The following is a 23,898-nucleotide window of genomic DNA, read 5'->3' on the forward strand; positions in this document are numbered from 1 at the left end:
ACCAGTACAGGAGGTGGCATGCGGCGCACGGTGATCGGGCTGTTCGCACTAATGAGTGCGAGCGGGACCATCGTGGCTTGTGCTGAGCACGCAGCGGAGCCAGCGGGCACGCCGCCGCCCCCGGCGAAGCCGATCCAAGCGTCCATCGGCGCACTGTTCGTCGACGGCTCGCATTACTGCACCGCGAGCGTCGTGCACAGCCCGCGAGGGGACGAACTGCTCACCGCCGCACACTGCATCCACGACGGCGAAGGCGGCGGCTACCTGGCCAATGTCACCTTCGCGCCGGGCTTCCACGACGGCGTCGCCCCGTACGGGTACTGGCAGGTCGGGAACGAGCTGGTCGCACAAAACTGGATCGACTCGTCCGATCCGAACCTCGATGTCGGTTTCGCGACCGCACGCCAAGACGGTTCCCCCGAACCCCTGGAAGCGGTGACCGGAGCCAACCAGCTAGCCACGAACGGCCCCTTCGCTCGCCCGGTGACCGTCGCCGGCTACCCAGACGGCGTCGACGAGGTCGCCACCTGCGAAACGCACACCCAGCAGCAGGACGAACACCAGGTACGGGTCGACTGCCCAGGCTTCGCCACCGGCACGAGCGGCAGCCCCCTGGTAGCCGACCCGTCTCCCGACACGAAGACGGGCACAGTAGTAGGCGTAATCGGCGGTTACGAGGGAGGCGGCTACACCGACGACGTCTCGTACTCAAGCTACTTCGACGAGCAGGTCACCGATCTGTACAACCGAGCGACCACGATGCCGTGACATGATGCGACGCATGAGCACGCGCGACGTCCCGATCACCGGAGAACCGATCCGGCTGGGCCAATTCCTGAAACTGGCCGACCTCGCGGACAACGGCTCGCACGCGAAAGACCTGATCGATGCGGAAGAGGTCACGGTCAACGGCGAGGTGGAAACCCGCCGAGGCCGCCAGCTAGCGGACGGCGACGTAGTAACAGTCGGCACTGAGAACGCCCGCGTCTCCCTGGAACACTGACTCCCCCCGCCTGACTCGTGCGTGAGGGCCACCCTCATTGACTCTGATTCCCTCAGGGTTCCCCTCACGCCCCCAACGCGAGGGGGCCTTTCACGAACGCGGGTTCCCGCAAGAAGCCCCACCCACAAACCGCAGCCGACGCACCCGACCATCGAGGCACCCAGCCCCTCCCCCGCACCCCGATACGAAGCCCCCCTGCACACTCAACCTTCGGGGTGCCCCACGCAACCCCCACAAGCAATGTCGCCCCCAGGCGACGAGCCACCCGTCACCCCACCGTCGTCAACGGCGCTCTTCCCAACTTCAACGCCAACGAATCCAACTGCCTCCGCACCGCCCCCGGCAACGGCACCCCCAACGCCCGGCACTGCTCCAAATACTGAGCCTCCCGCCACCCGGGGTACCGCACCGGCGCACCGCCCTCCCACCCGAGCATGCTCCCGAACACCGCACTGGCCGCCCGATAGAACCCATCCGCGCTGCGCAACGTCGTAGGCGCGATCGCCAGCACCAGCAACCCCGTGTCATGCTCATGATCCGCGACCCCGGACAACACCCCGGCCAGCACGTCCACCATCAACGCGAACCCGGCGAACTGCGGGTTCCGAGCAGTATCAGCAAGATCAACATCCAGCACGAACTCCGGATAAGCCCCGGCAGGCGCAGCCATCCCCAACGGATGCACCGGCTGATCGGCATACCCCCCAGCCGCCATCACCATGCCGATCATCCCGTGCGGCAACGCCCGCGCCGCGTGATGCCCGACCCGTCCGAACGGCCCGACCCCGCGCAGCGACAGCAGCCCGACGCCAAACCGCCCAGCCCGCTGCACCGCCCGATCCATCGCGTCACCGACCGCCCACAGCCCCGACGCCCGCCGGTAATCGATGAGCGCCGCAGCCCCACGGTCGGCAATCAGCAACGGCTGCGCACCAGGACTGACGAACCCGCTTTCGATCGCGGGCAGATGTACCCGGGTCAACTCCCCGACGCCGGTTTCGGGCGCGCCGGTGAGATCGCCGTGGCACAACGCTTCCGCGGCCGGACGCGCACGCTCCTCGGGAAAGCCTTGTGCCATCAGGGCAGCGGAAACGAGCGTGACCAGTTCGTCGGCGGGAACACGGTGCCAGGCCTGCTCGGGAATCGGGGTGTCGGCGGGAACTTCCGGAACGGGGCGGCTGAGCCGGGGAGCACGCGGTCTGAGGGGCACTTCATCAAGGTTGCCGGGCGATCTCCGGCCCCGTCAACGAGGTTGGCCCTAGAGTGTGATGCGGTCAGCCGCAGAGACGTACCCTGGGGCACATGTGCCGAAACATCACGACGCTCCGCGGCCTGCAGCCCGCCGCCACCACGGACGAGATCGAAGCTGCGGCACGCCAGTACGTGCGCAAAGTGACCGGGGTGCAGTCCCTTTCGGACGCGACGCGCGAACCGTTCGAAGCGGCGGTCGCCGAAATCGCCCAGATCACCGCGCGGCTGTTGGAAGAACTCCCGCAGCGCCGCCAGCCGCCGGCGACCGTGCCGCCGCTGCGCCGCCCGGAGGTCCAGGCGCGGATCGCCCAGCGCGAGGCGAAAAAAGCCTGACGCCGCAGTCACTCCACTTCTTGCCCGGGAAACCTCGGCTTGATCTCCTGGTTGAGGTAGCGCCCCGGGCTCTCGGCGGCCATCAGCTCGCGATGCACCCGCGCGGGCACGAGGTGGTAGCGGTAGACACCGCCGTTGCGGAACCCGATTTCCAGCACCGACTTCGCGGCGTCGTAGCCGACGTCGCGAATGACGGAAGACTCCACGGGAACCCGGCGCACAGCACGGACAGGATACCCGCGCGGACCCGAAAACGGCCCCGGTCTCCCGCGGGATGCGCGGAATCCGGGGCCGGACACACGAGGCGTCAAGCGGAAGCGGAGGGATTTGAACCCCCGGTAGGTTTCCCTACGGACGCTTTCAAGGCGTCTGCATTCGGCCGCTCTGCCACGCTTCCTTCTAGGTCAGGGTATCGCGCCGTCCTTCGACGTCGTCCAGGTGTTCGAGGACTCGGGTGAACACCGAGGCCACCGCGGTCTGCTCGGCGGGAGTCAGCAGGTCGATCAGGTGCTCGCGGGCGCCGCGCACGTGCGTCGGCGCGGCTTCGTCCAGCACGCGCTGGCCCGCATCGCTCAGTTCGGTCAGCACGCCGCGTTTGTCTTCCGGGTCCGGGCGGCGGGTGACCAGCCCGGCGATCTCCAGTTTGCCGATCTGGTGCGACAGCCTGCTCTTCGTCGAGCCCAGCTGCCCCGCCAGCTCCGTCATCCGGGTGCACCGGTCGGGGGCCAGGTTCAGGCACACCAGGACCTCGTAGTCGGCGAGCGAGATGCCGTGTCTTTCAGCCAGTTCGCGGTGCAGCCTCTGGCGCAGCCGCAGCGACGCGACGATGTAAGCCCGCCAGGCGCGCTGCTCGGCCGGGTCGAGCCAGCGCACGTCCTGGTCATCGCTCATGTCCGGAAGCGTAGAAGGCCGGTTTTGCCCCCACCGTTTCGGCCTGCCGTGAAATGTGCGGTCGAACTTCCCCCAATGGAGGGTTACGAAAAGGTTGAGACTCGGCGCGAAGAAGCGCATCCTCGGGGGACAGCGGAGGGACGACGAGGATCCCGGAGCGCGCCGAAGGGCACGCCGGCCCCGGTCTCCCCCCGGGAAGGGCCAGGTGGTGGCATGGCAGGTAGTTCCCGCGGTTGACCGCCCGCTGTGACCCCGCGATCGGCACGGCCCCGTTCCGGTTCGGTCGCGATTGCGAACAGCACGAGCACCTTGTGCGCTCCGCCATCGGCTACGCGCACCGGCGTCACCATTCCGCTGCTTCTCTTCGCGGCCTCGGCACCGCGAAGGCAGCGCCGGACGCCAGCCCGCCGGTGGCCAACCGCTGTCAACGAAACCTCGGTAGTACCTGGGTGCGGCCCCCAGCGCGGGGCCGCACCCAGCCTCGTTTCCAGGTTTGCGGCTACCCTTTCCGCGTGCGATTCGACGACAACGCGGATCTGGACGCCTCTGAGATCCAGGACATGCGCGGCAGCGGCGGAGGCGGCGGCATCGGCGGCCGCGTGGCCATGGGCGGCGGCGGACTCGGTCTCGTCGGCCTGGTCATCTACTTCCTGTTTTCCCAGTTCGGCGGCGTTCCCAGCACCGGGACCTCGCCCGCGGCGGGCGGGATCGGGCTCAGCGACGTCCAGTCCGGGCAGCAGGTGGACGTCGGCACGCTCGCGAAGAAGTGCAAGACCGGAGCCGACGCGAACCGCGACCACGACTGCGCGATCGTCGCGATCGTCAACTCCATCCAGGACTACTGGACGCAGGAGTTCTCCCGTTCCGGCCAGACCTACCGCAAGGCGACGACCCGCTTCTTCACCGGCGGCGTGCGCACCGGCTGCGGCGGTGCGACGTCGGACACCGGCCCGTTCTACTGCCCGGCCGACTCGTACGTGTACATCGACCTGTCGTTCTTCAACGAGCTGAAGACCCGCTTCGGCGCGCAGGGCGGACTGTTCACCGAGGCCTACGTGCTGGCCCACGAATACGGCCACCACGTGCAGAACCTCACCGGCACGTCCCAGCGCGGCACCGGCACCGGTCCGACGTCCGGTTCGGTCCGGCTGGAACTGCAGGCCGACTGCTACGCGGGCGTCTGGGCCAATCACGCCAGCACGACCCCGACCAGCTCCGGGAAACCACTGGTCCAGGACGTCACGCGGGACGACATCTCGCGCGCGCTCGACACCGCGTCCCGGATCGGCGACGACTACATCCAGAAGAACCTCGGCAACGGCCACGTCGACAAGTCGAGCTTCTCGCACGGCACCTCGGCGCAGCGCGAGAAGTGGTTCACCACCGGGTACCGCACCGGCCAGCCCGCGAGCTGCAACACCTTCAGCACCAACGATCTCGGCTGACCCGGGATACAGTCGGGCGCATGCACGCGATCACTATCCGCGAACCCGGTGCCCCTGACGTGCTCGAATGGACCGAGGTCCCCGAGCCGGAACCCGGTCCCGGCGAGGTCCTGCTGGACGTCGCGGCCAGCGCGGTCAACCGCGCCGACCTGCTGCAGCGGCAAGGCAACTACCCGCCGCCGCCAGGCGCCAGCGACATCCTCGGCCTGGAATGCTCCGGCACGATCGCCGAACTCGGCGAGGGCGTCGAGGGCTGGCAGGTCGGCGACGAGGTCTGCGCGCTGCTCGCCGGCGGCGGGTACGCCGAACGCGTCGCGGTCCCGCCCGGACAGCTGCTGCCGGTGCCCGCCGAAATCGAGACGGTCACCGCGGCCGGGCTGCCCGAGGTGGCCTGCACGGTGTGGGCGAACGTCGTGATGCACGCCGGTCTCGGCGAGGGCCAGGTCCTGCTGGTGCACGGCGGCGCGGGCGGCATCGGCACGCACGCGATCCAGGTGGGCAAGGCGCTCGGCGCGACCGTCGCGGTCACCGCGGGTTCGCCCGAGCGGCTCGAACGCTGCCGCCAGCTCGGCGCGGACATCACGATCAACTACAAGGACCAGGATTTCGTCGAGGTGCTGCGCGCCGAGACGAAGGGCGCCGACGTCATCCTCGACAACATGGGCGCGAAGTACCTTGACCGCAACGTCGACGCGCTCGCCGCCGACGGCCGGCTGGTCATCATCGGCATGCAGGGCGGGATCAAGGGCGAGCTGAACATCGGCAAGCTGCTGGGCAAACGCGCGAGCGTGTTCGCGGCCGGGCTGCGGAACCGCCCGCTGGACCAGAAAGCGGCGATCGTCGCGGACGTCCGGGAACGGTTGTGGCCCTTGGTGGAACAGGGTTCGGTGCAGCCGATCGTCGGCGACGTGGTGCCGATGGCCGAGGCCGCGTCCGCGCACCGGATGCTCGAGGAGGGCAGTATTTTCGGGAAGGTTCTGCTGGCCGCGAAGTCCTGAACTCGTGCGCGTTTGTCGCGGTTCTCACCGGGATAAACGCGCACGAGGGGGTCAGCGCAGTTCTTCGAGCACCCGCACCAGCTGGTTGATCTCGAACACGTTGGAGTAGTGCGCGAGCCCGATCCGCACCGCTCCGCCGACCTCGCCGACGCCCAGCGACGCGAACACGCCGCTGGTGCCGTCGTCGGCGAACGCGCAGAGTCCTTGCGACGCCAGGTATTCCGCGACCTGGGACGCTTTCGCGCCTGCCACGGCGAACGCGAGGGCGGGGATCCGGCGCATCGCGTCGCCGATCACCATCACGTGCCGCAGCGAGCGCAGTTCCGTGGACAGCTGCGCGAGCAGGCCCGCGTGGTACGACTTGGCCGAGCCGAGCGACGTCACGAGACGTTCGCGGCGGGAACCGGTCGCGGCGTCGTCGAGGCCGGCGAGGTAGTCGATGGACGCGACGACCCCGGCCAGCAGCGGGTACGCGTGCGGGCCGAGTTCGAGCCGAGCCGGACCGGTGGCGGCCGGGTCGAGCGACACCGACGAAATGCGTTCCAGCAGTTCCAGCTCGCGGAACACGAGCGCGCCGACTGCCGGTCCGCCCCACGAGGGAGCGGAGACGACCAAGACGTCGGCACCGAGTTCTTGCAGGTCAAGCGGGACGAACGGAGCGGCGTAGGTCGCGTCGACCACCACCAGCGCGCCGACGCGCTTGGCGAATTCGATCACCGTCGGCACGTCCGGCCGGGTCCCGACGGACCCGGACGCCAGCGTCACCGACACCGCTTTCGTCCGCGCGGACACGAGGTTCTCGTACTGCCACGCGGGCAGTTCGCAGGTCTCGATGTCGATCTCGCTCCAGCGCACGACCGCGCCGACGCGTTTCGCGGCGCGGCGCCAGGGTGCGATGTTGGCCTCTTCGTCGAGCCGGGAGACGACGACCTCGTCGCCGATCGTCCACCGTTCGGCGAGCGCGTCGACGAGCCTGCGCAGCAATACCGGCGCGCTCGGGCCGAGCACGACGGCAGCCGGGTCCGCCCCGACCAGATCAGCCACGGCCCGGCGGGCCGCGGTGACGATGCTTTCCGCCCGCTGGGAGGCCGGAAATGCTCCGCCGGGCCCGGACACCGGTGCCCGCATAGCCGTCGAAACGGCCGAAGCGACCTGTTCGGGCACGAGCATTCCGGCGGCGCCGTCGAAGTGAATCCAGCCGTCGCCAAGCGCGGGGAAGAGCCCACGGATACGAGCGACGTCGAACGCCATGGGGACACCGTACGGACGTGCGGTTTCGCGGTTGCCGCGGGGTTGGGCAGAACTGCCCGAACGGCCGCTAGGCTCGGGGCAGGACCGCCAACCGACGGGGATGGAGCATATGAGCGAGCCGAACTTCGGGGGAACGGGCGCAGCCGGGGACGCGGACGCGCCGCGCGTGGTCGTCGTCGGACCGGACGGCGTCCCGGTCGGCACCGCGCACGCCGCACCCGAGGGCGAGGAAAACGAGTCCGTCGGCGACCTGGTCGAAGAACCGGCCAAGGTGATGCGCATCGGCACCATGATCAAGCAGCTGCTGGAGGAGGTCCGCGCCGCACCGCTGGACGACGCCAGCCGCAACCGGGTCCGCGAGATCCACCAGACTTCGGTGCGCGAACTGGAGGAGGCCCTCGCGCCCGAACTGCGCGAGGAGCTGGAGCGCCTGGTGCGCCCGTTCACCGAGGACGAGACGCCCTCGGACGCCGAACTGCGGATCGCGCAGGCCCAGCTGGTCGGCTGGCTGGAGGGGCTGTTCCACGGCATCCAGACCGCACTGTTCGCGCAGCAGATGGCGGCGCGGGTGCAGCTGGAGCAGATGCGCCGGGGCCTGCCCGCGGGCTCGTCGGGATCTGTTGGGCAGCCGGGTGAGGGGCACGGGCACGGGATCACCGGGACTGGGCAGTACCTCTAACTTTCCGCGGAGAAGAACGCTCGAAGATCACCGATCACCAGGTCGGGTTCTTCGAGCGCCGGGAAGTGCCCGCCGCGCGGGAATTCCGTCCACCGCACGATCCGGTCGGTGCGCTCGGCCAGGTGCCGGAGCGGAAGCCCGATGTCGTCCGGAAACACCGCGACGGCAGTCGGCACAGCCGACTCCGGCAGCGGCGCACCCCACTGGACGTCTTGGTCGGCGTAGATCCGCGAGGACGAGGCGGCGGTGCGGGTGAACCAGTAGATGGAGACGTTGGCGAGCAGATCGTCGCGGTCGATCAGGTCGTGGTCGGCATTCGAGAAAGCCCGGAACTTCTCGGCGATCCAGGCCAGCTGGCCCGCCGGGGAGTCGGTGAGACCGTACGCAAGCGTTTGCGGCTTGGTGGACTGGATCATCGCGTAGCCGACGCCTGTGCGCTGAAAGGCCTGTGATTTCTCCAGCGAGCGCTGCCCTTTCGCCAGCTCGTCCCCGCTGAGCCCGGCTATGTCCGCCGCTTCGCGCGCTACCGCGGAGGGCAGCATCGTCACGTGCGCGCCGATGATCCGCTCGGGGAACTGGACGCAGAGTTCGCGGGAGATCAACGCGCCCCAGTCGCCGCCGTGCGTGCCGAAGTTGTGGTACCCGAGGCGAGTCATCAACTCCGCCCACGCACGCGCCGTCCGCGCCGGACCCCAGCCGCGGTCGGGCGTCGGACCGGAGAAGGCGAACCCGGGCACGGAGGGAACGACGACGTGGAACGCGACGGCCGGATCGCCCCCGTACGCCCGGGGGTCGGCGAGGGGGCCGATGAGGTCGAGGAATTCGACGATCGAGCCGGGCCAGCCGTGGGTGAGCAGCAGCGGGACGGCGTCCGGTTCGGGGGATTTGAGGTGCAGGAAGTGGATGTTGGTGCCGTCGAGGGCGGTGGTGAACTGCGGGAAGCCGTTGAGGCGTTCTTCCTGCGCCCGCCAGTCGAAGCCTAGGCGCCAGTAGTCGACGAGGTCGTGGACTTCGGACACCGGAATGCCCAGCTCCCATGCCGGGTCGTCGAAGGCGTCGGGCCAGCGGGTGTCGGCGAGGCGGCGGTGGAGGTCGTCGAGGTCGGACTGCGGGATGCGGATCCGGAACGGGGTCTCGGTCATCCGGAAAAGCTAGTCGGGATTGAGGACCGTCCGGGTCCTCAATCCGCGCCGACGCGTCCTCGGAACGGCATCCCGTCCGTTCAGTTTCGAATCCGCCGCGCCCACCGCCGCCGCTGAGCGGGCGGCTCCTCGTGCACCAGCGGCTCCGGTTGCGGCTCCGGTTCCGGCTCCTCTGCGACCGGGCGAACGACTGGCGCGTAAACCTGTTCGGCGATCTTCCGCTTGCTGTTCTTGAACTCAGCCAGCGTCTCGGCCGCGTAGCCGCCCGCGGTCGGGCGGTCCGGGACCTGGGAGAGGTCTTCGAGCAGCGTCCAGTTCGATCCGAGCTCGGCCAGGGAGCGGTGCTTCGTGGCGTAGTAGTCCGGGTGGATGCTCACCGCGACGCCGGAGGCCCCGGCCGCGGCCGCCATCATGTGAATGTGGAATCGGGTGGAGATCCAGGTTTGTTCCGGCCCGACGGGAAGACCGTGCGTCCAAATGTGCGAAAACGGATAAAACCGCGCACCCGGCAATTCGCGCTCAAGCAACGAAAAGACTTCGCGATCGACTCGGGGCACACCCTCGACGACGCCGATCTTCGCCGGGTCCGTCTTCCATGCGCGCAGCATGGAAAGCACCGCGCCGGCCACCGCGCCGATACCGACCTCGACCAGGTCGGACTGCAGGCACAGCATCACTTCGGGCAGGTCTTCGGAGCGGTCGTACCGGTCCGGCCCGGTGGCGAGAAAGGCGTCGTCCAGGCCGATCGGCCTGCCCAGCAGATCCGCTGACGCGCCGTCGCGGACCTCGACCACCTCGAACCGGTCGGCGAGCGCCTTCAGCAGCGGGACCGAACCTTCGCAGACGGGCTGCAAGCCCTGTCCGGTCATCGCCGCCCGGCCGCCGGAACGTTCGACCGCGGCGACCGCGCCCGCCAGCAAGCCGATCTGCTTGGGCCACAGTTTGTTGATGTATCCACCGCCGACGACGTGCACCACGTCGGCCTTCGCCAGCAGTTCGACGCTGTGGTGCAGGCGCGGCATCATGCCCGGGTTGTGCACCGCGTCGCGCACCCAGGCCGCGGCGCGCCACGGATCCTCGTCCGGAGCCTCCCAGCACAGCCGCCACAAAGTGTCGGTGAACTTCGCCCGCGGATGAATGCCGTCGAGCAGGACACTCGCCGGCCCCGGCGAGTGAGTGTCCACCCACACGTCGGCGTCCGGGGCTGTCTCCGCGAGATAACCCAGCCAGCCAGCGGTGATGAGTTCGTCACCGTAGTTGGGGTGGCCCACAGGTGCGACCAGGTGATACTGCGCACGCGAAGAAACAGACTCCGGGTGCGAAGTGCTGATTTCGGGGACCGGCATTGGCTTATCGTAACGTCGCGCACACTCTGTCAGTCAGCACGGGTGAGAAGGACTGGAGCGGCCGCGCGACGGGTCGGGCCTAGCCCGCCGCGTCCCATCGGTACCCTCGTCCACGTGCATGCCACCAGCACGGTTCACGCAGCCGAACCCGATGTCTCGACTCCGGTTCCACCGTCGTCGGACAGCAAGACGTTCGGGCGTGCGATCGACGACATCAAGACCGGTTTGGCCTCCCGCGAGCTGTGGACCCATCTCGGCTGGCAGGACATCAAGCAGCGGTACCGGCGGTCCATCATCGGGCCGTTCTGGATCACCATCAGCCAGGGCGTCATCGCACTCGGTCTCGGCCTGCTGTACTCGCAGCTGTTCCGGACGCCGATCGAGGTGTTCCTGCCCTACCTCTCCACCGGCTTCATCATCTGGGGCTTCATCCAGGGCTGCCTCACCGAAGGCATGGAGACGTTCATCGCGAACGAGGGGCTGATCAAACAGGTCCCCGCGCCGATCAGCGTGTACGTGCTGCGCACGATCTGGCGGCAGACGCTGCTGCTGGCGCACAACATGATCGTCTACGTCGTGCTGCTGATCATTTTCTTCTCGGCGCTCGATGCCCCGTATTCCCTCGGGACGAAAGACGGCGTGTGCGTACCGGACAAGTTCTGCCATCCTGGCCTGAGCTGGAACATTTTCCTCGCCATTCCCGGGTTCGTGCTGCTCGCGCTCACCGCGGGCTGGGCGGCGCTGCTGCTGGGCATCATCTCGACCCGGTTCCGCGACATTCCGCAGCTGATCAACTCGCTGATCCAGCTGATGTTCTACGGCACCCCGATCGTCTGGCCGGTCGACCAGCTGCTGTCCGGCGGCGCGCGGGACGGCGCGTCGTGGGCGCTGCCGATCATCAAGCTGAACCCGCTTTACCACTACATGCAGGTGGTGCGGTCGCCGCTCATCGGGCAGGCGGTGAGCTGGACCAGCTGGGTCGTGGTCGGCGGCATCACCGTCGTCGGATGGGCGCTCGCACTCCTCGCTATGCGCAATTACCGGTCCCGCGTCTCGTATTGGGTGTGACAGATGGTCAGCATTGACGTCCACAACGCGTACGTGGACTTCCCGATTTTCGACGCGAAGACGCGTTCGATGAAAAAGCGCGTGCTCGGCAAGGTCGGCGGCAAGATCGGCACCGAGCAGAAGGTGCCGATCATCGAAGCGCTGCACGACGTGTCGGTCCGCCTCCGCGAGGGCGACCGGGTCGGTCTCGTCGGGCACAACGGCGCGGGCAAGTCCACGCTGCTGCGGCTGCTCGCCGGGATCTACGAACCGACCCGCGGGTCCTCGCGGATCGTCGGCAAGATCGCGCCGGTGTTCGACCTCGGCATCGGCATGGACCCGGAGATCTCCGGCGAGGAAAACATCATCATCCGCGGCCTGTTCCTCGGCATGAGCGCCAAGGAAATGGAAAAGCGGGTCGAGGACATCGCGGAGTTCACCGAACTCGGCGACTACCTGCAGATGCCGCTGCGGACCTACTCCACCGGCATGCGGGTGCGGCTCGCGCTCGGCGTGGTGACCTCGATCGACCCGGAGATCCTGATCCTCGACGAGGGCATCGGCGCGGTCGACGCGGCGTTCCTCAACAAGGCCCGCGACCGGCTCAAGGACCTGGTCAAACGGTCCGGCATCCTGGTGTTCGCGAGCCACTCCGACGAGTTCCTCTTCGAACTGTGCGATTCGGCGATCTGGATGGACGAGGGACACCTCAAGAAGCAGGGTTCGCTGCGCGAGGTGCTCACCGAGTACAAGGGCCGCGACCCGTTCGAGAACATGAGCCAGGAAGGTCTCGAGCGCCTCGGCATCGAGCCCGCGACCACCACGAACGGCGGGGAATGATGACCGGCGAGACGCGAGAGCTGCCCGAGGGCGCCGTCGTCGGCGTGGTGGTCACGCGGCACCGGCGCGAGCTGCTCGCGGACTCGCTGAAGATCATCGCCGCCCAGACCCGCCCGGTCGACCACCTCGTGGTGGTCGACAACGGCCCGGACAAGTCCGCGCGGGATGTCGTGGAGGCCTACCCGCTGCCCTGCACGTACCTCCCGTCGCACCGGAACCTCGGCGGCGCGGGCGGTTTCGCGCTCGGCATGCTGCACGCACTGTCGCTCGGCGCGGACTGGGTCTGGCTCGCCGACGACGACGGCCGTCCGGCGGACGAGCACGTGCTCGAAATCCTGCTGGAGGAGGCCGAAAAGCGCGGCCTCGCCGAGATTTCCCCGGTGGTGGCCAACATCGACGCACCGGCGAAACTGGCGTTCCCGCTGCGCCGCGGCCTCACCTGGAAGCGCTCGTCGGCCGAACTGGGCACGGATTTCCTGCCGGGCATCGCGTCTTTGATGAACGGCGCGTTGTTCCGCTCGTCCACTTTGGACGTCACCGGCGTGCCCGACCTGCGCCTGTTCTTCCGCGGCGACGAGGTGGAACTGCACCGCCGCCTGGTGCGCAGCGGCCTGCCGTTCGGCACGTCGCTGCGCACGACCTACCTGCACCCCGACGGCTCGGACGAGTTCAAGCCGATGCTGGGCGGGAAGTTCCACGCGCAGGACCCGGAGAACGAGGTCAAGCGGTATTACACCTACCGCAACCGAGGGTATTTGCTGTCGCAGCCGGGAATGCGGAAGATCGGGGCGCTGGAAGTGCTGCGCTTCGGCCTGTATTTCGTGGGCGTGAAGCGGGACCCGAAGGCATTCGCGCAGTGGCTGAAGCTGGTGCGGCAGGGCCGGGCGGAGAAGTTTTACCGGTACTGACCGGGCTTCTTGACAGAACCTGGACAAAGCTCAGGCTCGTTGCGTCTCGAAGCGGCTGCGGAATACGTTCCGCGGATGCGGGAACCGGCCGAACCTCCCATTCGGGTTTTTCTCAGCTACGCGCAAGCTGACGACGTTGTACTCGAATTCATCAAGCCTTTCACGAGTCTCTCCGGCACCTGGTCTTTCGCCGATCGCGAGACGATCGGCTGGGGAGAGAGCTGCTGGCGTTCTACAACGCGGCGGTACAACTTCGCGCCACCGGCCTGATGAAAGAAACCTGGACCGACGGACCCGGATCGGCAACCTGGCGCAAAACGATGACCGCGCTGGCCACTCAACTGGTCGAAGCCGTCACCGCCGCCGAGCAGGCGCTCTCCAGTACGCCGCCCCGGACACGACGACGACGCGCACGGGGCGGCGAAGCTCTCGAACTCTTCCAGCAAGAAGTCGAGCAGACGATGCCGGAGGTGGCGGCCGAACTGCCGCCGTTCGGCATCGACTTCCAGAATCAAGCACGGAGGTTCGAGACGACGATCCTCAAGACCGATCAGATCATGCGTGCCCAACTCGAAGAGGAGCGTAAATCCATCGGTTCGGTCGAGGAGTTCACCGCGCCGCTGTCGACCACGGAAGGAATACTGAACGATTTCTCGTGCAGATGCGGCCGCTGGGAAGCGATGAGCGCACCGCCGCGCAACTCGATCCAAGGGTTCCGCGACGGAGTCAGGGCGGTGAACAGCGCGCTCGGGATGATGCGGAGCTGGGTCGCCACAACGGACTAGCCCAGCCAGTCCGTTGTGGACAGTTCGCTCATCCACCGTCCACAACGGACCTCCAGACTACTCCCCGATCACCGGCGGCGCGGACCGATGCCCGCTGCCGAACACCTCGTCCTCGTCTTCGATTTCCATCACGAACGCGGGCTGGTTGAGGCTGTCGTCGTACGGGCGGGCTCCGAAGCCCATGCCCGGACGGGCCGGAGCGCCGCCCATTCCGCCGGCCGCGACATCGGCCGCTCCTGGCTCCATCGCGCCGTCGCCGGGGCCGAACGAGCCGCCGCCACGGCCGACCTTGCTCTGGTGTTCCTCGTCGGCGCCGAAACCTCCGCCACCACCGCCCATCGGCATGCCGCCCATGGGCATGGCACCCATGCCCGCGCCGGAGGCACCGCCGCTGCCGCCGCTCGGGGCGGCCTGCGCCGCGGCCGGCGCGGTGCCCGCCGCCGTCGTGCTGGGGTCCGGCAGCTGCTGGTGCACGGCACCGGTGAACTGGCTCGGGCCGCTGACCGTCGGAGCGCTGGCCGTGTGCCCAGCCGCAGCACTGCCGCCACCGGCACCCGCGGAAGCCGAACCAGCGTCAGCCACAGCGGGGGCAGGGGCAGGGGCAGGGGCAGGGGCAGCGTCGTGGTGCTCGGGACCGGTCGGCATCGCCACCGCGGCACCGCCGCCAGCGGCGACCCCGAACTTCGGCGGATGCCCGAAAGTCGGCTGCTTCGACCCGGTCTCGTGCAGCGAAGCGTCGTATTTCGACATCGTCTCCGCGGCCTGCTCGTGCGCGGAACGGCTGTCCTGCTGCTTCTTCAGGGTCGCGTCGATCTCATTGCTCATTTCGAGCGGGCTCGCGTGCGACCATTTGTCGAATTCCTCGGACCAGTCGAACGGGACCGCGTCCGGCATCGAGTGCTTCGCCGCCTGCGCGGCGGACGCCTGTTCCTCGACGATCCGCGCGGCCAGCTTCGCGTTCTGGCCATTCGCCTCGGCCCATTCGGCGAGGCTCACGAAATACGCCTGCGCACCGGCCGCTGCCTCGCCGCTCCAGGCGTGCGCGGCCTTCTTCACGGCCTCGCCCAGCTGCGTCGCGAACTCCTCGAATGCCTTCTGCACCTCGGTGTACGCGTGCGACACCGAGGAAACCTGCGCCACGTCGAGATTCGCCTCGACGTACGACTTCAGCTGCTGGTGCGGGTGCCCGAGGTAGTCGGCGTCCGACGGCGCGAGCCCCGGCTGCGGCGTGCTCATTCGGTGCCCTTCACGGTGCGGTGGGAGTCGATAGCCTGGCTCTCGTTCTCGGTGTAGACCCCGCCGGCGCGCGCGAGGGCCTCGTCGGCCTCCTTCAGGATCCGGCCGAACTGGTCCAGTACGTCCAGCGCCGATCCGGGCGCGTCGGCTCCGCTCTTGCGGTCGTGTTCGGCCACGGTGTGCCCGTACGGGTGGCTGCCGAGCTTCGGCGCGGTCGTCAGCGCCTGCGTCTGCGGCTTGAGCCGTTCGAGGCGCGTGACCATGTCGGTGAGCGCTTTGCGCAGGTCACCGAGCGCGTCGCCGTCGATGCTGAACCCGCCGGCTTTCGCGGTGCCGGCCAGCTTGTGCGTTTCGGCAGCGGCTTCGGCGATGCCCTTGGCGTTCAGCCCGCCTGCCGCCAGCGGATCAGTGCTCATGCGCCGGAGTTTACCGACGCGAGCCGCTCCGGTCAGGCGTTTGCCGAATAGCCTTCAAGCTGGGTGAACAGTTGTTGGGCCAGACGGGCATTGTCTGCCGGCGCGTAGGTGAGCCAGCGGTTGCCGTCACTGGAATCGCGCGTGCTGAGCAGGTAGCGGCCGAGTTCGGTGTCGAACCACACGAGCGACGGCAGCGCCCGCTCGTGGCCGTTGCCCTCGCTTACGTACGGCGTGAACTGGCCGACTGCCAGCCTCGGCTTCTCGAAGATCCGCTGGACCGCCCGCAGTTGCGGATTGTGCGTGCGCGGGCCGCTGACCCCGGCGAACGGGTCGTACGCGTCGCCCCGGACCGGCTGCTTCGCCGGACGCGCGACGGTCACCGACTGCCCCGGCGCGGCGGGCGTGAGCGGCAGCAGGTCGACGATCGCCGGGACGATGCCGGTCGGGCGGACCTCCTCGAAGGTGAACATCCCGTCCCGCTGGCAGACGAGCACCGCGAACTGGCCATTGGACGCCACGCGCGCGAACAGCTGCTCCTCGCCGAGCTTGGCCGCCGCGGACACGGCGAGGCCGGGCTGGGCGAATGTGGCGAGCGCGATCTGGACGTCGTCGTCGACGGTTCCGCGCCGCAGCAGGCCACGTCCGTCGAGGTCGCGGAAGACGGCGTCGCGCACCGCGGCGCGTTCCTCGCCGGTGATGCCGATGTGCGGCACCACGAACGGCACTGGCGCGCGGCCGAGTCCGAGTTCGGCCAGCAGGAGATCCACCGCTGCCGGTGACAGCGTCAACGTGTACGGCACGACCCACCCCTAAATCCGGTCTGTCCCCGGCGAAACCGTAGTCCACTCCGCACTGTCGCGGCTATCGGCGCCAAGGGCGCGTCATCCGGAGCGTGGTGTTCGGATTCCGTTCATGAAGTAGGTGGTGCGACGGTCGTAGGCGTCCTGGGGAGGCGGTTCGCGGTGTTTGAGGGCGAGTGCGGTGTCCCGGAGCAGCTGGCTCACCTGGTGCCAGGCCACCCGCGCTGGCTATTTCGCCGAATCGGGCCCGCTGTCAGCCGAGTTTCTCGGCCGCGAACCCCGCACCGTCGCGGACCGGTTCGCGGAAGCCGCCTAGCCCGCTTCCGCTGTGAGCGGATCCGCTGTCGGCGAACCGCTCTTGCCGCCGATGATCACCCGCTGCTGCCATGGATTCATGGCAGATCCCAAACCAGCACTGGTCCTGCACCTCTCCGCGGGCGGCGAGCCGCTGATCTTCCCGCTCACCGCCGACAGTTCCTCGGCTGTTCAGGAAAAGCTCCCCGACCTCCTGAAACACGGCGGCGTCCACTCACTGGAAACCCGGGACGGCAACACTGTTTCGGTAAATTTCGTCCACGTGGCCGCCGCTTACGTGGACGATCTGAGCCGAAAGGGCAAATTCGGCCTGTCCGTTTAGCGACGGGCGAGGGCGAGCAGTCCGGCGCGGATCTCCGGTCTGCTCGCGGCCACGAGCAGGAACGTCGCCTCGCGGACCAGCCGGCCGGCGTGCGCCCCGGCCAGCACCGCGCGGCTGCCCGTCGCGGCGGCGAGCGCGCCTGCTGAGCGGTACGCCAGATCGGCACCGGCCGCGCGGGCGGCCGGGAGCGTCGCCGGATCGGCGAGACCCGCGTTCAGCCGACGGCGGATTTCGTCCTGCTCGGACCGCAACGCCGTCGCCGTTTCCTCCTCGCCGGCCGCCTCGATCAAGCAGGCACAGCGCTCGGCGAGGCCAAGCGGCGCACATCCGTTGAGCCGCGAGGCAAACGTATTGCCAGCCACGAATTTGTCGTAGCCGACCTTGGCGAAAACCGATTCGTCCGGAATGAAGTGATTGTCGAGCTTCAGCCGTACGGTCGCGGTGCCTTGCGCCGCCATGAGCGTCAACGGCTCGGCGACCAGACTGTGCCCGACTATCGGCGACACCAGGGCGTTGACCACCGTGTCGCCGTCGCGGCCGGACAACTGCAGCAGGTCAATCGCGTCCCAGCCGCTCACGAACGGTGCCTCGCCGTCGAACCGATAGCCGCCGTCAACGCGCTGGACCCGCACTTTCGGCGGCGTCGGGATCACACCCGCGTACGCGACGCCCGCGCGCAGCCGTCCGCTGATCAGGTCCGGCAGATATCGCTCGCGCAGGTCTTCCCGGTCCGTCGCGGCCAGCCCGGCGACGAGACCGTGGTGCTGCAGCCAGGTGAACGCGGTGCTCAGGCACCCGCCGGCCAGCGCTTCGAGCACCCCGACCAGCTGATCGAGGTCCACCCCGGAATCCGGTGCGGCGAGACCGTAGAAACCCTCCTCGGCCAGCGTGTCGAAATGCGACCGCGGCACCACGCCCAGCCGGTCCACCTCGGCGGCCGCGGGAAACAACAGATCGTCGGCAAGAGCCCGCGCGCGGGAAACCAGGTCGGCCATGAAACCAAGCTACCCAAAAAGACAAAAAGGGCGTCCCGCCGAACGCGAGACGCCCTTTTCGGACCAGCTCAGTCAATCACAGCTCGTACAGCCGCTTCCAGTTTTCCCGCGAGGTGAGTTCCGGCATCGCGCGCTTGTACTGCTCCTGCACGTCCGCGCCTTCCTTGCGCAGCCGGTTGATCACCTTCGCGCCGCGCTTGGCGAGGTCGAACATCTTGACCTTGTCGTAGCTGCGCACGCGCACGCCTTCCTGCGACGCGTCGGTGACCACGGCGGTGTCGAACAGCGCGATGTGCCACCAGTGCGCCTCGTCGATCGGCACCGCGCCGAGCCCGAAGCGGCTGCGGCCGAGCGCCTTGTCGAGGATGCGCTTGATCAGCACGAGCCGCTGCATGCTCGGCCGCGGCGCGCTGTTGATGATGCCGATGTCGTTGGACGCGATGCCCGGCACGTCGGTGGCCTTGTGCCGCTTGGTCTCCGGGTAGGCGTCGCGGATCCGGCGGATCTCCTTCATCGCCTCGACGCCGCCGTCACGCAGGACCTCCGGGCCCTCCAGGAAGTCCTCGACGGCCTTGATCAGCGTCGCGGACAGCCCGTACTGCATGCCGAGCAGGTAGCGCACCAGCTGCGCCATGAGCACGCGCGAGAGCAGGTTCAGGTTGAACGGCGAGTGCAGCGCGGCGGTGATGATCGAGTTGCGCAGGTTGAAGTACCGGTGCCACTCGTCCCAGTCCTTCCAGTGGAAGTCCGCGTGCCACACGCCCGCACCTGGCAGGGTCACCGTCGGGAAGCCGTACTCGCGGGCCCGATAGGAGTACTCCGCGTCGTCCCACTGGAAGAAGAACGGCAGCGGGTAGCCGATCGCCTTGACGACCTCGTACGGGATCAGGCACGACCACCAGCCGTTGTACCCGGCGTCGAGGCGGCGTTCCTGGCGGTTCGGGTTGCCCTCCTCGTCGACGCCGAGCAGGTCCGCGGTGGACAGCGAGTGCTGCACCGGCTGGCCCGGCTCCAGCGTGTTCAGCCGGGCGTACTCGGCGCCGACGTGCAGCTGGTTCGGGTGCAGCAGGTTGAGCATCTGGCCGCCGACGATGATCGGGTTGGCCGAGCGGTTGGAGAAGGCCGTCACACGGACGACGAGGTCCGGCTCAAGCAGCACGTCGTCGTCCATGAACAGCACGTTCGCGTGCTCGGTGGCGGTGTGCCCGGCCACCTCGTAGAGACCGCGGGTGAAGCCGCCGGCGCCGCCGAGGTTCGGCTGCTTGATGTAGTGCAGCTTCTCGCCGAGGTCCTTCGCGACCTGCTCGAAGCCCTCGCGCGATTCGACCAGGTCGGTGCCCTGGTCGGCGACGTAGATGGCGTCGAGAGTGTCGAGCGAGGACACGTCGGCGGCGAGCGCCTGGAGGTTCTTCAGGCAGTCGTCGGCGCGGTTCATCGTGCAGATGGTGACCGCGGTCGGGCGGATCGTCTCCGGCGCGTCGACGGTCCAGCGGACCTGCTCGACCCGTAGCGTCTGGCCGCCCTCGGTCTCAAGGTCGAGCCACAGCGCGCCGCCGTCGTAGAACTTGTCCAGCTTGCCGGCCAGCTCGACCTTGACGCCCTTCGCGCCGGACACCTGCTGGGCGTCGACCACGCGCGCGTCGCCGAGCATGTCGGACGCGCCGAGCGACAGCAGCCCGTCGCCGGTGACGACGGCCTCCAGCTTCACCTCGGTCGCGGTGGTCCAGCGCTGCCAGTAGCTCGCCGGGAAGCGGCCGAAGTAGGTGTTGCCGGTGACCTTCGCGGACGGCTCGAGCACCACGCTGCCGCGCTCGCGCTGGGCGTTGCCCTGCACGACCTCGGCGTACATGTCCTTGCTGACGATCGGAGCCGGCCCGGCGTACAGCCCGCGCTGGGCCGTGAGCCTGCCTTCGGGGGCGTGTTCGGCGAACCGCGTCTGGCCTGCGGGGGCCGCCTCCGCGACCGGGGCTGCTTTACCGGGCATCGAACTCAGTTCTCCTTTACCGGCCGTACACGGAACACGACCCACTTGAGCATCACGAAATTGATCACAGTCGCCGTTGCCTGGGACACCACCCAGGCCAGCGTGGCCTTCCACCCCGACTCCGGCAGCACGTGCAGCATGAGCTGGTTCACGCCGACGGCGACGAAGAAGGTGACGGCATACAGCAGAACGAAGCTGCCGACCTGGGCGTTCCCGTCGCGCCGCCCGTCGGCGAAGGTGAAGCGCCGGTTCAGGAAGAACGCGGTCGTCGTGCCCACGACGAAACTGATCGCGCGCGCGAGGTCCACCCAGGGGGTGGCGTCCATGCCGACCGCTCGCAGCAGCGAGTACGTGCCCAGGTCGAGCAGGGCGCAGAAGCCGCCGATCACGCCGAACCGGATCAGCTGGCCCAGCAGACCGGGGCCCGCGGGCGCCGGCTGCGCTTGGTCACTCTGCGGTTCTGTAGCCACCACTTGGAATACCTTCTCGGCCTATTGCGTCAGTGTCCGTATTACCCACTTCGACGCTCGGACGCTTGTGCCTTGATGCGCAAAGTGTAGAAGCGAGCACTTCAGGGTCACGTTCCGGGCGGTGTTCGGCGTGGCTACCCTGGTCCGCGTGACCCAAGCACCCGAGACACAGCGCCGCACGCTCACCGGCTGGGGCCGCACCGCCGGGACCGTCGCCGACGTGCTGAGCACCCGCGACGTCGACGCGATCGCTCGCGCCGTCGCCTCCGCAGGCCCGCGCGGGGTCATCGCTCGCGGGCTCGGCCGCTCCTACGGCGACCCGGCGCAGAACGCGGGCGGCCTGGTCGTCGACATGACCGTGCTCGACCGCATCCACTCGATCGACCCGGACTCCGGACTCGTCGACCTCGACGCGGGCGTCAGTCTCGACAAGCTGATGCGCGAGGCGCTGCCGTACGGCCTGTGGGTCCCGGTCCTGCCGGGCACCCGCCAGGTGACGATCGGCGGCGCGATCGCCAACGACATCCACGGCAAGAACCACCACTCGGCGGGCAGCTTCGGCAACCACGTCGTGTCGATGGACCTGCTCACTGCCGACGGATCTGTGCGCACCCTCACCCCGGAAGGCCCGGATTCGGAGCTGTTCTGGGCGACCGTGGCGGGAATCGGGCTCACCGGGATCATCGTCCGCGCCACCGTGCGGATGAAGAAGACGGAAACGGCGTACTTCTACGTGGACGCCGACCGCACCTCGAACCTCGACGAGACCCTCGGGCTCTTCACCGACGGTTCAGACCTCAACTACGACTACTCGATGTCGGTGCCGGACCTGATCTCGTCCGACAGCCGCCTCGGCCGCGCCACCTTCTCGCGCGGTTCGCTCGCGAAGCTCGACCAGCTGCCGCCGAAGCTGCGCAACGACCCGCTGCGCTTCGACGCGCCGCAGCTGCTGACGCTGCCGGACGTGTTCCCCAGCGGTCTGGTCAACAAGCTGACCTCGACCATGATGGGCAACCTGTGGCAGCAGACCGTGCCCAAGAAGGGCGCACGCGGCAAGATCCAGAACCTCACGCAGTTCTACCACCCCCTCGACATGCTGAGCGAGTGGAACCGCGGCTACGGCAGCAAGGGTTTCCTGCAGTACCAGTTCTCCGTGCCGTTCGGCGCGGAAGACCAGCTCAAGGGCATCTGCCGGGCCATCTCGCGCTCCGGGCACTACTCGTTCCTGAACGTGTTCAAGCGGATGGGCGACGCGAATCCGGCTCCGATGTCCTGGCCGGCGCCGGGCTGGATGCTGAGCGTCGATTTCCCGATCAAGAACGGGCTCAGCCGGTTCTGCGAGGAAATGGACGAGATGGTCCTGGACGCGAACGGCCGCCTCTACACCGCGAAGGACTCGCGCACCTCGCCCGAGACGTTCGCGAAGATGTACCCGCGGCTGGAGGAGTGGCGCAAGGTGCGCGCTTCCGTTGACCCCGAAGGCGTTTTCGCCTCTGACATGAGCCGGAGGCTCGCACTGTGATCGACGCGGTCGGTAACCCCCAGTCCCTGCTGCTGCTCGGCGGCACGTCCGACATCGCGCTGGCGATCGCGGAGAAGTACCTCGCGGAGAAGCCGCTGCGGGTCGTGCTGGCCGCTCGTCCCTCGCCGCGGCTGGAGGAAGCCGCGCAGCGCTTGAAGGATCGCGGCGCCGAAGTGTCCACTGTGGCCTTTGACGCCAACGACCTCGCGTCCCACCCGAAGGTGCTGGACGAGGCGTTCGCCGGCGGCGACATCGACGTCACGGTGGTCGCCTTCGGCCTGCTCGGCGAGGCCGAGGAGCTGTGGCAGGACCACGGCAAGGCGGTTGAGCTGGCGACGGTCAACTACACCGCCGCGGTGTCGGTCGGCGTAGCGCTGTCGGAGAAGCTGAAGACCCAGGGCCACGGCAAGGTGATCGCGCTGTCGTCGGTGGCGGGCGAGCGGGTCCGCCGGTCGAACTTCGTGTACGGCTCGACCAAGGCCGGATTCGACGGCTTCTACCTCGGTCTCGGCGAGGCGCTCGCACCGCACGGCGTGCAGGTGACCGTCGTCCGGTCGGGCCAGGTCAAGACCAAGATGACCGCCGGGATGAAGGACGCTCCGCTGACCCGGACCGCCGAGCAGGTCGCCGACGTCGCGGTCGGGGCCGCGCGCAAGGGCAAGGACCTCGTGTGGTCGCCGTCGGAGTTCCGGCTGGTGATGTCGATCCTTCGGCACGTGCCGCGGCCGATCTTCCGCAAGCTGCCGGTCTGACGTTTTTCCGGCCCGGCCTCCACCGTTCGGTGGATGCCGGGCTGACCAGCTCGACGATGCCCGGAGGGCACCCGCGCGCCGAGACTCGGGGCATGGGTAACGAATTCCGCTCGTCGCTGGCCGCGCTGCTGACCGATCTCGTCGCGCCAGTCGGCGGCTATTACCTGCTTCGGGCCTTCGACGTCCCGCCGGTGTGGGCGCTGCTGCTGAGCGGCCTGCCGCCCGCGCTGCGCGTGCTGTACACGCTGGTCACCCGGCGACGCGTGGACGGGATCGGCCTGCTCGTCCTGATGTTCCTGGCCGTCGGCCTGGCCACCACGCTGATGACCGGCGACGCCCGGCTGATGCTCGTGCGCGGAGCCTGGTTCAGCACACTGGCGGGCGTCTGGCTGCTCGCGAGCCTGGTCGTCGGCCAGTACCCGACGACGTATCAGGCCGCCCGCGCCCTGCTGCCCGGCCGCGGCTCCCGGCTGGACTCGGCCTGGGAAGAGCGGCCGTCGTTCCGCCGGACGTGGCGGACGCTGACCGTGGTGTGGGGCGTCGGCAGTTTGGTCCACAGTGGACTGAGCATCGGGATGGCGTACACCCTGCCGGTCGACGACGTCCCCGCGCTCGACGCGGGGCTGTCGATCACGTTTTTCGTCGGACTGCAGGTGATCACGCAGATTCTGCTGATCCACGAGGGCACGCTGCGGCAGGTAATGCGCCCGTCCACAGTGGACTACTCACCGGGCAAGGGCTAATCCGGTTCCGAAGGCGGACGCAAGCCGTCCACGAGTTTCGCGGGGTTCACCCCGAGCCCGTCGGCGAACTTGAGCAGGTTGTGCAGGTTGATGTTGCGCAGGCCGCGCTCGACCTGGCTCACGAACGTCCAGTGCACTCCAGCCGCCTCGGCCAGCTGTTCCTGATTGAGCCCAGCATTGTTCCGGCACTCGCGCACGCGCTCGCCGATAATGCGCGCGGCAGCGGAGATCGGGGGCTTGGCCATGGTCAGGTAATCACACACGTCTAGCGCCAGCAAAACCAGAGCACAAATAATCAGAGTATTTATGTCCATAGCATTTATGTCTAGTCGTTGAGCACCTTTCAGAATCGCGTCCACCGCGGGTGATTGATCGGCTACCGTGCTACCTGTAACCAATTGCCGACACCAGCGTCGAGGGGGCA

General features: G+C 68.4%; 28 protein-coding genes and 1 tRNA gene. 15 read left to right on the forward strand and 14 right to left on the reverse strand.

Features of this window, described 5'->3' with window-relative positions; translation table 11 throughout:
* The first annotated feature begins 18 nt into the window (after nt 1–18).
* Together BM362_RS03285 and BM362_RS03290 are read left to right on the forward strand one after the other, a co-directional pair.
* Nucleotides 19–768, forward strand: a complete 750-nt coding sequence (locus BM362_RS03285) for a trypsin-like serine peptidase (protein WP_067583698.1) — start codon at nt 19–21, stop codon at nt 766–768.
* 13 nt (nt 769–781) lie between these two features.
* Entirely contained in the window at nt 782–1,003 is a 222-nt protein-coding gene (locus BM362_RS03290; protein WP_037807659.1) for an RNA-binding S4 domain-containing protein, read from the forward strand.
* Nucleotides 1,004–1,271: 268 nt separating this feature from the next.
* Here BM362_RS03290 and BM362_RS03295 read toward each other — a convergent pair whose 3' ends face one another.
* A complete protein-coding gene (locus BM362_RS03295; RefSeq protein WP_067578704.1) occupies nt 1,272–2,213 on the reverse strand; it encodes an Ldh family oxidoreductase in 942 nt (313 codons plus the stop codon).
* A 92-nt stretch (nt 2,214–2,305) separates the two neighbouring features.
* Between BM362_RS03295 and BM362_RS03300 the strand changes: the two genes are divergently transcribed.
* The gene (locus BM362_RS03300) at nt 2,306–2,587 is read left to right on the forward strand and encodes a DUF2277 domain-containing protein (RefSeq protein ID WP_037807183.1); all 282 of its coding nucleotides are present in this window, start codon (nt 2,306–2,308) and stop codon (nt 2,585–2,587) included.
* 8 nt (nt 2,588–2,595) lie between these two features.
* Here BM362_RS03300 and BM362_RS03305 read toward each other — a convergent pair whose 3' ends face one another.
* The 3 genes from BM362_RS03305 to BM362_RS03315 form a co-directional block, all read right to left on the reverse strand.
* Nucleotides 2,596–2,793, reverse strand: a complete 198-nt coding sequence (locus BM362_RS03305; protein WP_198545237.1) for a KTSC domain-containing protein — start codon at nt 2,791–2,793, stop codon at nt 2,596–2,598.
* Between the two features lie 106 nt (nt 2,794–2,899).
* Nucleotides 2,900–2,984, reverse strand: a tRNA-Ser gene (locus tag BM362_RS03310).
* Nucleotides 2,985–2,986: 2 nt separating this feature from the next.
* Nucleotides 2,987–3,478 (reverse strand): MarR family winged helix-turn-helix transcriptional regulator, encoded by a 492-nt coding sequence (locus BM362_RS03315; RefSeq protein WP_093572167.1) that lies wholly within the window; start codon nt 3,476–3,478, stop codon nt 2,987–2,989.
* Between the two features lie 512 nt (nt 3,479–3,990).
* On the opposite strand from BM362_RS03315, the gene ypfJ reads away from it, so the two are divergent.
* Together ypfJ and BM362_RS03325 are read left to right on the forward strand one after the other, a co-directional pair.
* Nucleotides 3,991–4,923, forward strand: a complete 933-nt coding sequence (ypfJ, locus tag BM362_RS03320; RefSeq protein ID WP_093572168.1) for a KPN_02809 family neutral zinc metallopeptidase — start codon at nt 3,991–3,993, stop codon at nt 4,921–4,923.
* A 20-nt stretch (nt 4,924–4,943) separates the two neighbouring features.
* A complete protein-coding gene (locus BM362_RS03325; protein ID WP_093572169.1) occupies nt 4,944–5,921 on the forward strand; it encodes an NAD(P)H-quinone oxidoreductase in 978 nt (325 codons plus the stop codon).
* A gap of 51 nt (nt 5,922–5,972) precedes the next feature.
* Here the strand turns inward: BM362_RS03325 and BM362_RS03330 are convergent, their stop codons facing one another.
* A complete protein-coding gene (locus tag BM362_RS03330) occupies nt 5,973–7,172 on the reverse strand; it encodes a cysteine desulfurase-like protein (protein WP_093572170.1) in 1,200 nt (399 codons plus the stop codon).
* Nucleotides 7,173–7,272: 100 nt separating this feature from the next.
* Here BM362_RS03330 and BM362_RS03335 point away from each other — a divergent pair, with 100 nt between their 5' ends.
* Nucleotides 7,273–7,851, forward strand: a complete 579-nt coding sequence (locus BM362_RS03335; protein ID WP_067578696.1) for a bacterial proteasome activator family protein — start codon at nt 7,273–7,275, stop codon at nt 7,849–7,851.
* Here the strand turns inward: BM362_RS03335 and BM362_RS03340 are convergent.
* Both BM362_RS03340 and BM362_RS03345 read right to left on the reverse strand, forming a co-directional pair.
* Complete coding sequence (locus BM362_RS03340) at nt 7,848–8,993, reverse strand: epoxide hydrolase family protein (protein WP_067578694.1); 1,146 nt, start codon at nt 8,991–8,993, stop codon at nt 7,848–7,850. The two genes, BM362_RS03335 and BM362_RS03340, sit on opposite strands and share 4 nt — an antisense overlap.
* 80 nt (nt 8,994–9,073) lie before the next feature.
* Nucleotides 9,074–10,339 (reverse strand): polysaccharide pyruvyl transferase family protein, encoded by a 1,266-nt coding sequence (locus BM362_RS03345; RefSeq protein ID WP_067578692.1) that lies wholly within the window; start codon nt 10,337–10,339, stop codon nt 9,074–9,076.
* A gap of 114 nt (nt 10,340–10,453) precedes the next feature.
* On the opposite strand from BM362_RS03345, the gene wzm reads away from it, so the two are divergent.
* From wzm to BM362_RS03365, 4 genes are all read left to right on the forward strand, one after another.
* Nucleotides 10,454–11,407, forward strand: coding sequence for a galactan export ABC transporter permease subunit Wzm/RfbD (gene wzm, locus BM362_RS03350; RefSeq protein ID WP_067578690.1), 954 nt, complete (start codon nt 10,454–10,456; stop codon nt 11,405–11,407).
* A 3-nt stretch (nt 11,408–11,410) separates the two neighbouring features.
* Nucleotides 11,411–12,226, forward strand: coding sequence for a galactan export ABC transporter ATP-binding subunit Wzt/RfbE (gene wzt, locus BM362_RS03355; protein ID WP_067578689.1), 816 nt, complete (start codon nt 11,411–11,413; stop codon nt 12,224–12,226).
* The gene (gene glfT1 / locus BM362_RS03360) at nt 12,226–13,134 is read left to right on the forward strand and encodes a galactofuranosyltransferase GlfT1 (protein ID WP_067578687.1); all 909 of its coding nucleotides are present in this window, start codon (nt 12,226–12,228) and stop codon (nt 13,132–13,134) included. The genes wzt and glfT1 overlap by 1 nt, the downstream gene beginning before the upstream one ends.
* A 320-nt stretch (nt 13,135–13,454) precedes the next feature.
* Nucleotides 13,455–13,919: a hypothetical protein gene (locus BM362_RS03365; RefSeq protein ID WP_143132370.1), complete on the forward strand. Its 465-nt coding sequence runs from the start codon at nt 13,455–13,457 to the stop codon at nt 13,917–13,919.
* 57 nt (nt 13,920–13,976) lie between these two features.
* Here BM362_RS03365 and BM362_RS03370 read toward each other — a convergent pair whose 3' ends face one another.
* The 3 genes from BM362_RS03370 to BM362_RS03380 are packed head-to-tail and all read right to left on the reverse strand — an operon-like array spanning nt 13,977 to nt 16,371.
* Nucleotides 13,977–15,155, reverse strand: coding sequence for a hypothetical protein (locus BM362_RS03370; protein WP_093572173.1), 1,179 nt, complete (start codon nt 15,153–15,155; stop codon nt 13,977–13,979).
* On the reverse strand, nt 15,152–15,571 hold the full coding sequence (locus BM362_RS03375) for a hypothetical protein (RefSeq protein ID WP_067578681.1): 420 nt from the start codon (nt 15,569–15,571) through the stop codon (nt 15,152–15,154). The genes BM362_RS03370 and BM362_RS03375 overlap by 4 nt, the downstream gene beginning before the upstream one ends.
* 32 nt (nt 15,572–15,603) lie before the next feature.
* The gene (locus BM362_RS03380; protein WP_067578680.1) at nt 15,604–16,371 is read right to left on the reverse strand and encodes an ESX secretion-associated protein EspG; all 768 of its coding nucleotides are present in this window, start codon (nt 16,369–16,371) and stop codon (nt 15,604–15,606) included.
* Nucleotides 16,372–16,552: 181 nt separating this feature from the next.
* Between BM362_RS03380 and BM362_RS49845 the strand changes: the two genes are divergently transcribed.
* Together BM362_RS49845 and BM362_RS03385 are read left to right on the forward strand one after the other, a co-directional pair.
* On the forward strand, nt 16,553–16,687 hold the full coding sequence (locus BM362_RS49845) for a hypothetical protein (protein WP_280142706.1): 135 nt from the start codon (nt 16,553–16,555) through the stop codon (nt 16,685–16,687).
* Between the two features lie 78 nt (nt 16,688–16,765).
* Entirely contained in the window at nt 16,766–17,008 is a 243-nt protein-coding gene (locus BM362_RS03385; RefSeq protein WP_067578803.1) for a hypothetical protein, read from the forward strand.
* On the opposite strand, the gene BM362_RS03390 is transcribed toward BM362_RS03385, so the two are convergent.
* The 3 genes from BM362_RS03390 to BM362_RS03400 form a co-directional block, all read right to left on the reverse strand.
* Nucleotides 17,005–18,003, reverse strand: coding sequence for an acyl-CoA dehydrogenase family protein (locus tag BM362_RS03390; protein WP_067578678.1), 999 nt, complete (start codon nt 18,001–18,003; stop codon nt 17,005–17,007). The genes BM362_RS03385 and BM362_RS03390 overlap by 4 nt on opposite strands.
* A gap of 76 nt (nt 18,004–18,079) precedes the next feature.
* Nucleotides 18,080–19,987: a glycosyltransferase gene (locus BM362_RS03395; RefSeq protein ID WP_067578677.1), complete on the reverse strand. Its 1,908-nt coding sequence runs from the start codon at nt 19,985–19,987 to the stop codon at nt 18,080–18,082.
* 5 nt (nt 19,988–19,992) lie between these two features.
* Complete coding sequence (locus BM362_RS03400) at nt 19,993–20,460, reverse strand: GtrA family protein (RefSeq protein ID WP_067578670.1); 468 nt, start codon at nt 20,458–20,460, stop codon at nt 19,993–19,995.
* A gap of 145 nt (nt 20,461–20,605) precedes the next feature.
* Here BM362_RS03400 and dprE1 point away from each other — a divergent pair, with 145 nt between their 5' ends.
* The 3 genes from dprE1 to BM362_RS03415 all read left to right on the forward strand — a co-directional run bounded on the left by dprE1 (nt 20,606) and on the right by BM362_RS03415 (nt 23,474).
* Nucleotides 20,606–21,979, forward strand: coding sequence for a decaprenylphosphoryl-beta-D-ribose oxidase (gene dprE1, locus BM362_RS03405; RefSeq protein ID WP_093572718.1), 1,374 nt, complete (start codon nt 20,606–20,608; stop codon nt 21,977–21,979).
* Nucleotides 21,976–22,731, forward strand: a complete 756-nt coding sequence (gene dprE2 / locus BM362_RS03410; RefSeq protein ID WP_067578669.1) for a decaprenylphospho-beta-D-erythro-pentofuranosid-2-ulose 2-reductase — start codon at nt 21,976–21,978, stop codon at nt 22,729–22,731. The genes dprE1 and dprE2 overlap by 4 nt, the downstream gene beginning before the upstream one ends.
* A gap of 92 nt (nt 22,732–22,823) precedes the next feature.
* Complete coding sequence (locus BM362_RS03415) at nt 22,824–23,474, forward strand: VC0807 family protein (RefSeq protein WP_093572174.1); 651 nt, start codon at nt 22,824–22,826, stop codon at nt 23,472–23,474.
* Here BM362_RS03415 and BM362_RS03420 read toward each other — a convergent pair.
* Nucleotides 23,471–23,719 carry a helix-turn-helix domain-containing protein gene (locus BM362_RS03420; RefSeq protein WP_067578667.1) on the reverse strand — a complete coding sequence of 83 codons (249 nt, stop codon included), beginning with the start codon at nt 23,717–23,719 and terminating at the stop codon, nt 23,471–23,473. The genes BM362_RS03415 and BM362_RS03420 overlap by 4 nt on opposite strands.
* Between the last annotated feature and the right edge of the window lie 179 nt (nt 23,720–23,898).

Origin of the sequence: Amycolatopsis rubida, from assembly GCF_900115345.1 — a bacterium.
Classification (GTDB): Bacteria; Actinomycetota; Actinomycetes; order Mycobacteriales; family Pseudonocardiaceae; genus Amycolatopsis; species Amycolatopsis rubida.

What these genes read in the sequence shown, in the direction of transcription:
- BM362_RS03285 (WP_067583698.1), top strand. Translation starts at nt 19, where the DNA reads ATGCGGCGCACGGTGATCGGGCTGTTCGCACTAATGAGTGCGAGCGGG.
- BM362_RS03290 (WP_037807659.1), top strand. Translation starts at nt 782, where the DNA reads ATGAGCACGCGCGACGTCCCGATCACCGGAGAACCGATCCGGCTGGGC.
- BM362_RS03300 (WP_037807183.1), top strand. Translation starts at nt 2,306, where the DNA reads ATGTGCCGAAACATCACGACGCTCCGCGGCCTGCAGCCCGCCGCCACC.
- BM362_RS03315 (WP_093572167.1), bottom strand. Translation starts at nt 3,478, where the DNA reads ATGAGCGATGACCAGGACGTGCGCTGGCTCGACCCGGCCGAGCAGCGC.
- BM362_RS03325 (WP_093572169.1), top strand. Translation starts at nt 4,944, where the DNA reads ATGCACGCGATCACTATCCGCGAACCCGGTGCCCCTGACGTGCTCGAA.
- BM362_RS03330 (WP_093572170.1), bottom strand. Translation starts at nt 7,172, where the DNA reads ATGGCGTTCGACGTCGCTCGTATCCGTGGGCTCTTCCCCGCGCTTGGC.
- BM362_RS03335 (WP_067578696.1), top strand. Translation starts at nt 7,273, where the DNA reads ATGGAGCATATGAGCGAGCCGAACTTCGGGGGAACGGGCGCAGCCGGG.
- BM362_RS03340 (WP_067578694.1), bottom strand. Translation starts at nt 8,993, where the DNA reads ATGACCGAGACCCCGTTCCGGATCCGCATCCCGCAGTCCGACCTCGAC.
- BM362_RS03345 (WP_067578692.1), bottom strand. Translation starts at nt 10,339, where the DNA reads ATGCCGGTCCCCGAAATCAGCACTTCGCACCCGGAGTCTGTTTCTTCG.
- wzt (WP_067578689.1), top strand. Translation starts at nt 11,411, where the DNA reads ATGGTCAGCATTGACGTCCACAACGCGTACGTGGACTTCCCGATTTTC.
- glfT1 (WP_067578687.1), top strand. Translation starts at nt 12,226, where the DNA reads ATGACCGGCGAGACGCGAGAGCTGCCCGAGGGCGCCGTCGTCGGCGTG.
- BM362_RS03365 (WP_143132370.1), top strand. Translation starts at nt 13,455, where the DNA reads ATGACCGCGCTGGCCACTCAACTGGTCGAAGCCGTCACCGCCGCCGAG.
- BM362_RS03370 (WP_093572173.1), bottom strand. Translation starts at nt 15,155, where the DNA reads ATGAGCACGCCGCAGCCGGGGCTCGCGCCGTCGGACGCCGACTACCTC.
- BM362_RS03375 (WP_067578681.1), bottom strand. Translation starts at nt 15,571, where the DNA reads ATGAGCACTGATCCGCTGGCGGCAGGCGGGCTGAACGCCAAGGGCATC.
- BM362_RS03385 (WP_067578803.1), top strand. Translation starts at nt 16,766, where the DNA reads ATGGCAGATCCCAAACCAGCACTGGTCCTGCACCTCTCCGCGGGCGGC.
- BM362_RS03390 (WP_067578678.1), bottom strand. Translation starts at nt 18,003, where the DNA reads ATGGCCGACCTGGTTTCCCGCGCGCGGGCTCTTGCCGACGATCTGTTG.
- BM362_RS03395 (WP_067578677.1), bottom strand. Translation starts at nt 19,987, where the DNA reads ATGCCCGGTAAAGCAGCCCCGGTCGCGGAGGCGGCCCCCGCAGGCCAG.
- BM362_RS03415 (WP_093572174.1), top strand. Translation starts at nt 22,824, where the DNA reads ATGGGTAACGAATTCCGCTCGTCGCTGGCCGCGCTGCTGACCGATCTC.
- BM362_RS03420 (WP_067578667.1), bottom strand. Translation starts at nt 23,719, where the DNA reads ATGGCCAAGCCCCCGATCTCCGCTGCCGCGCGCATTATCGGCGAGCGC.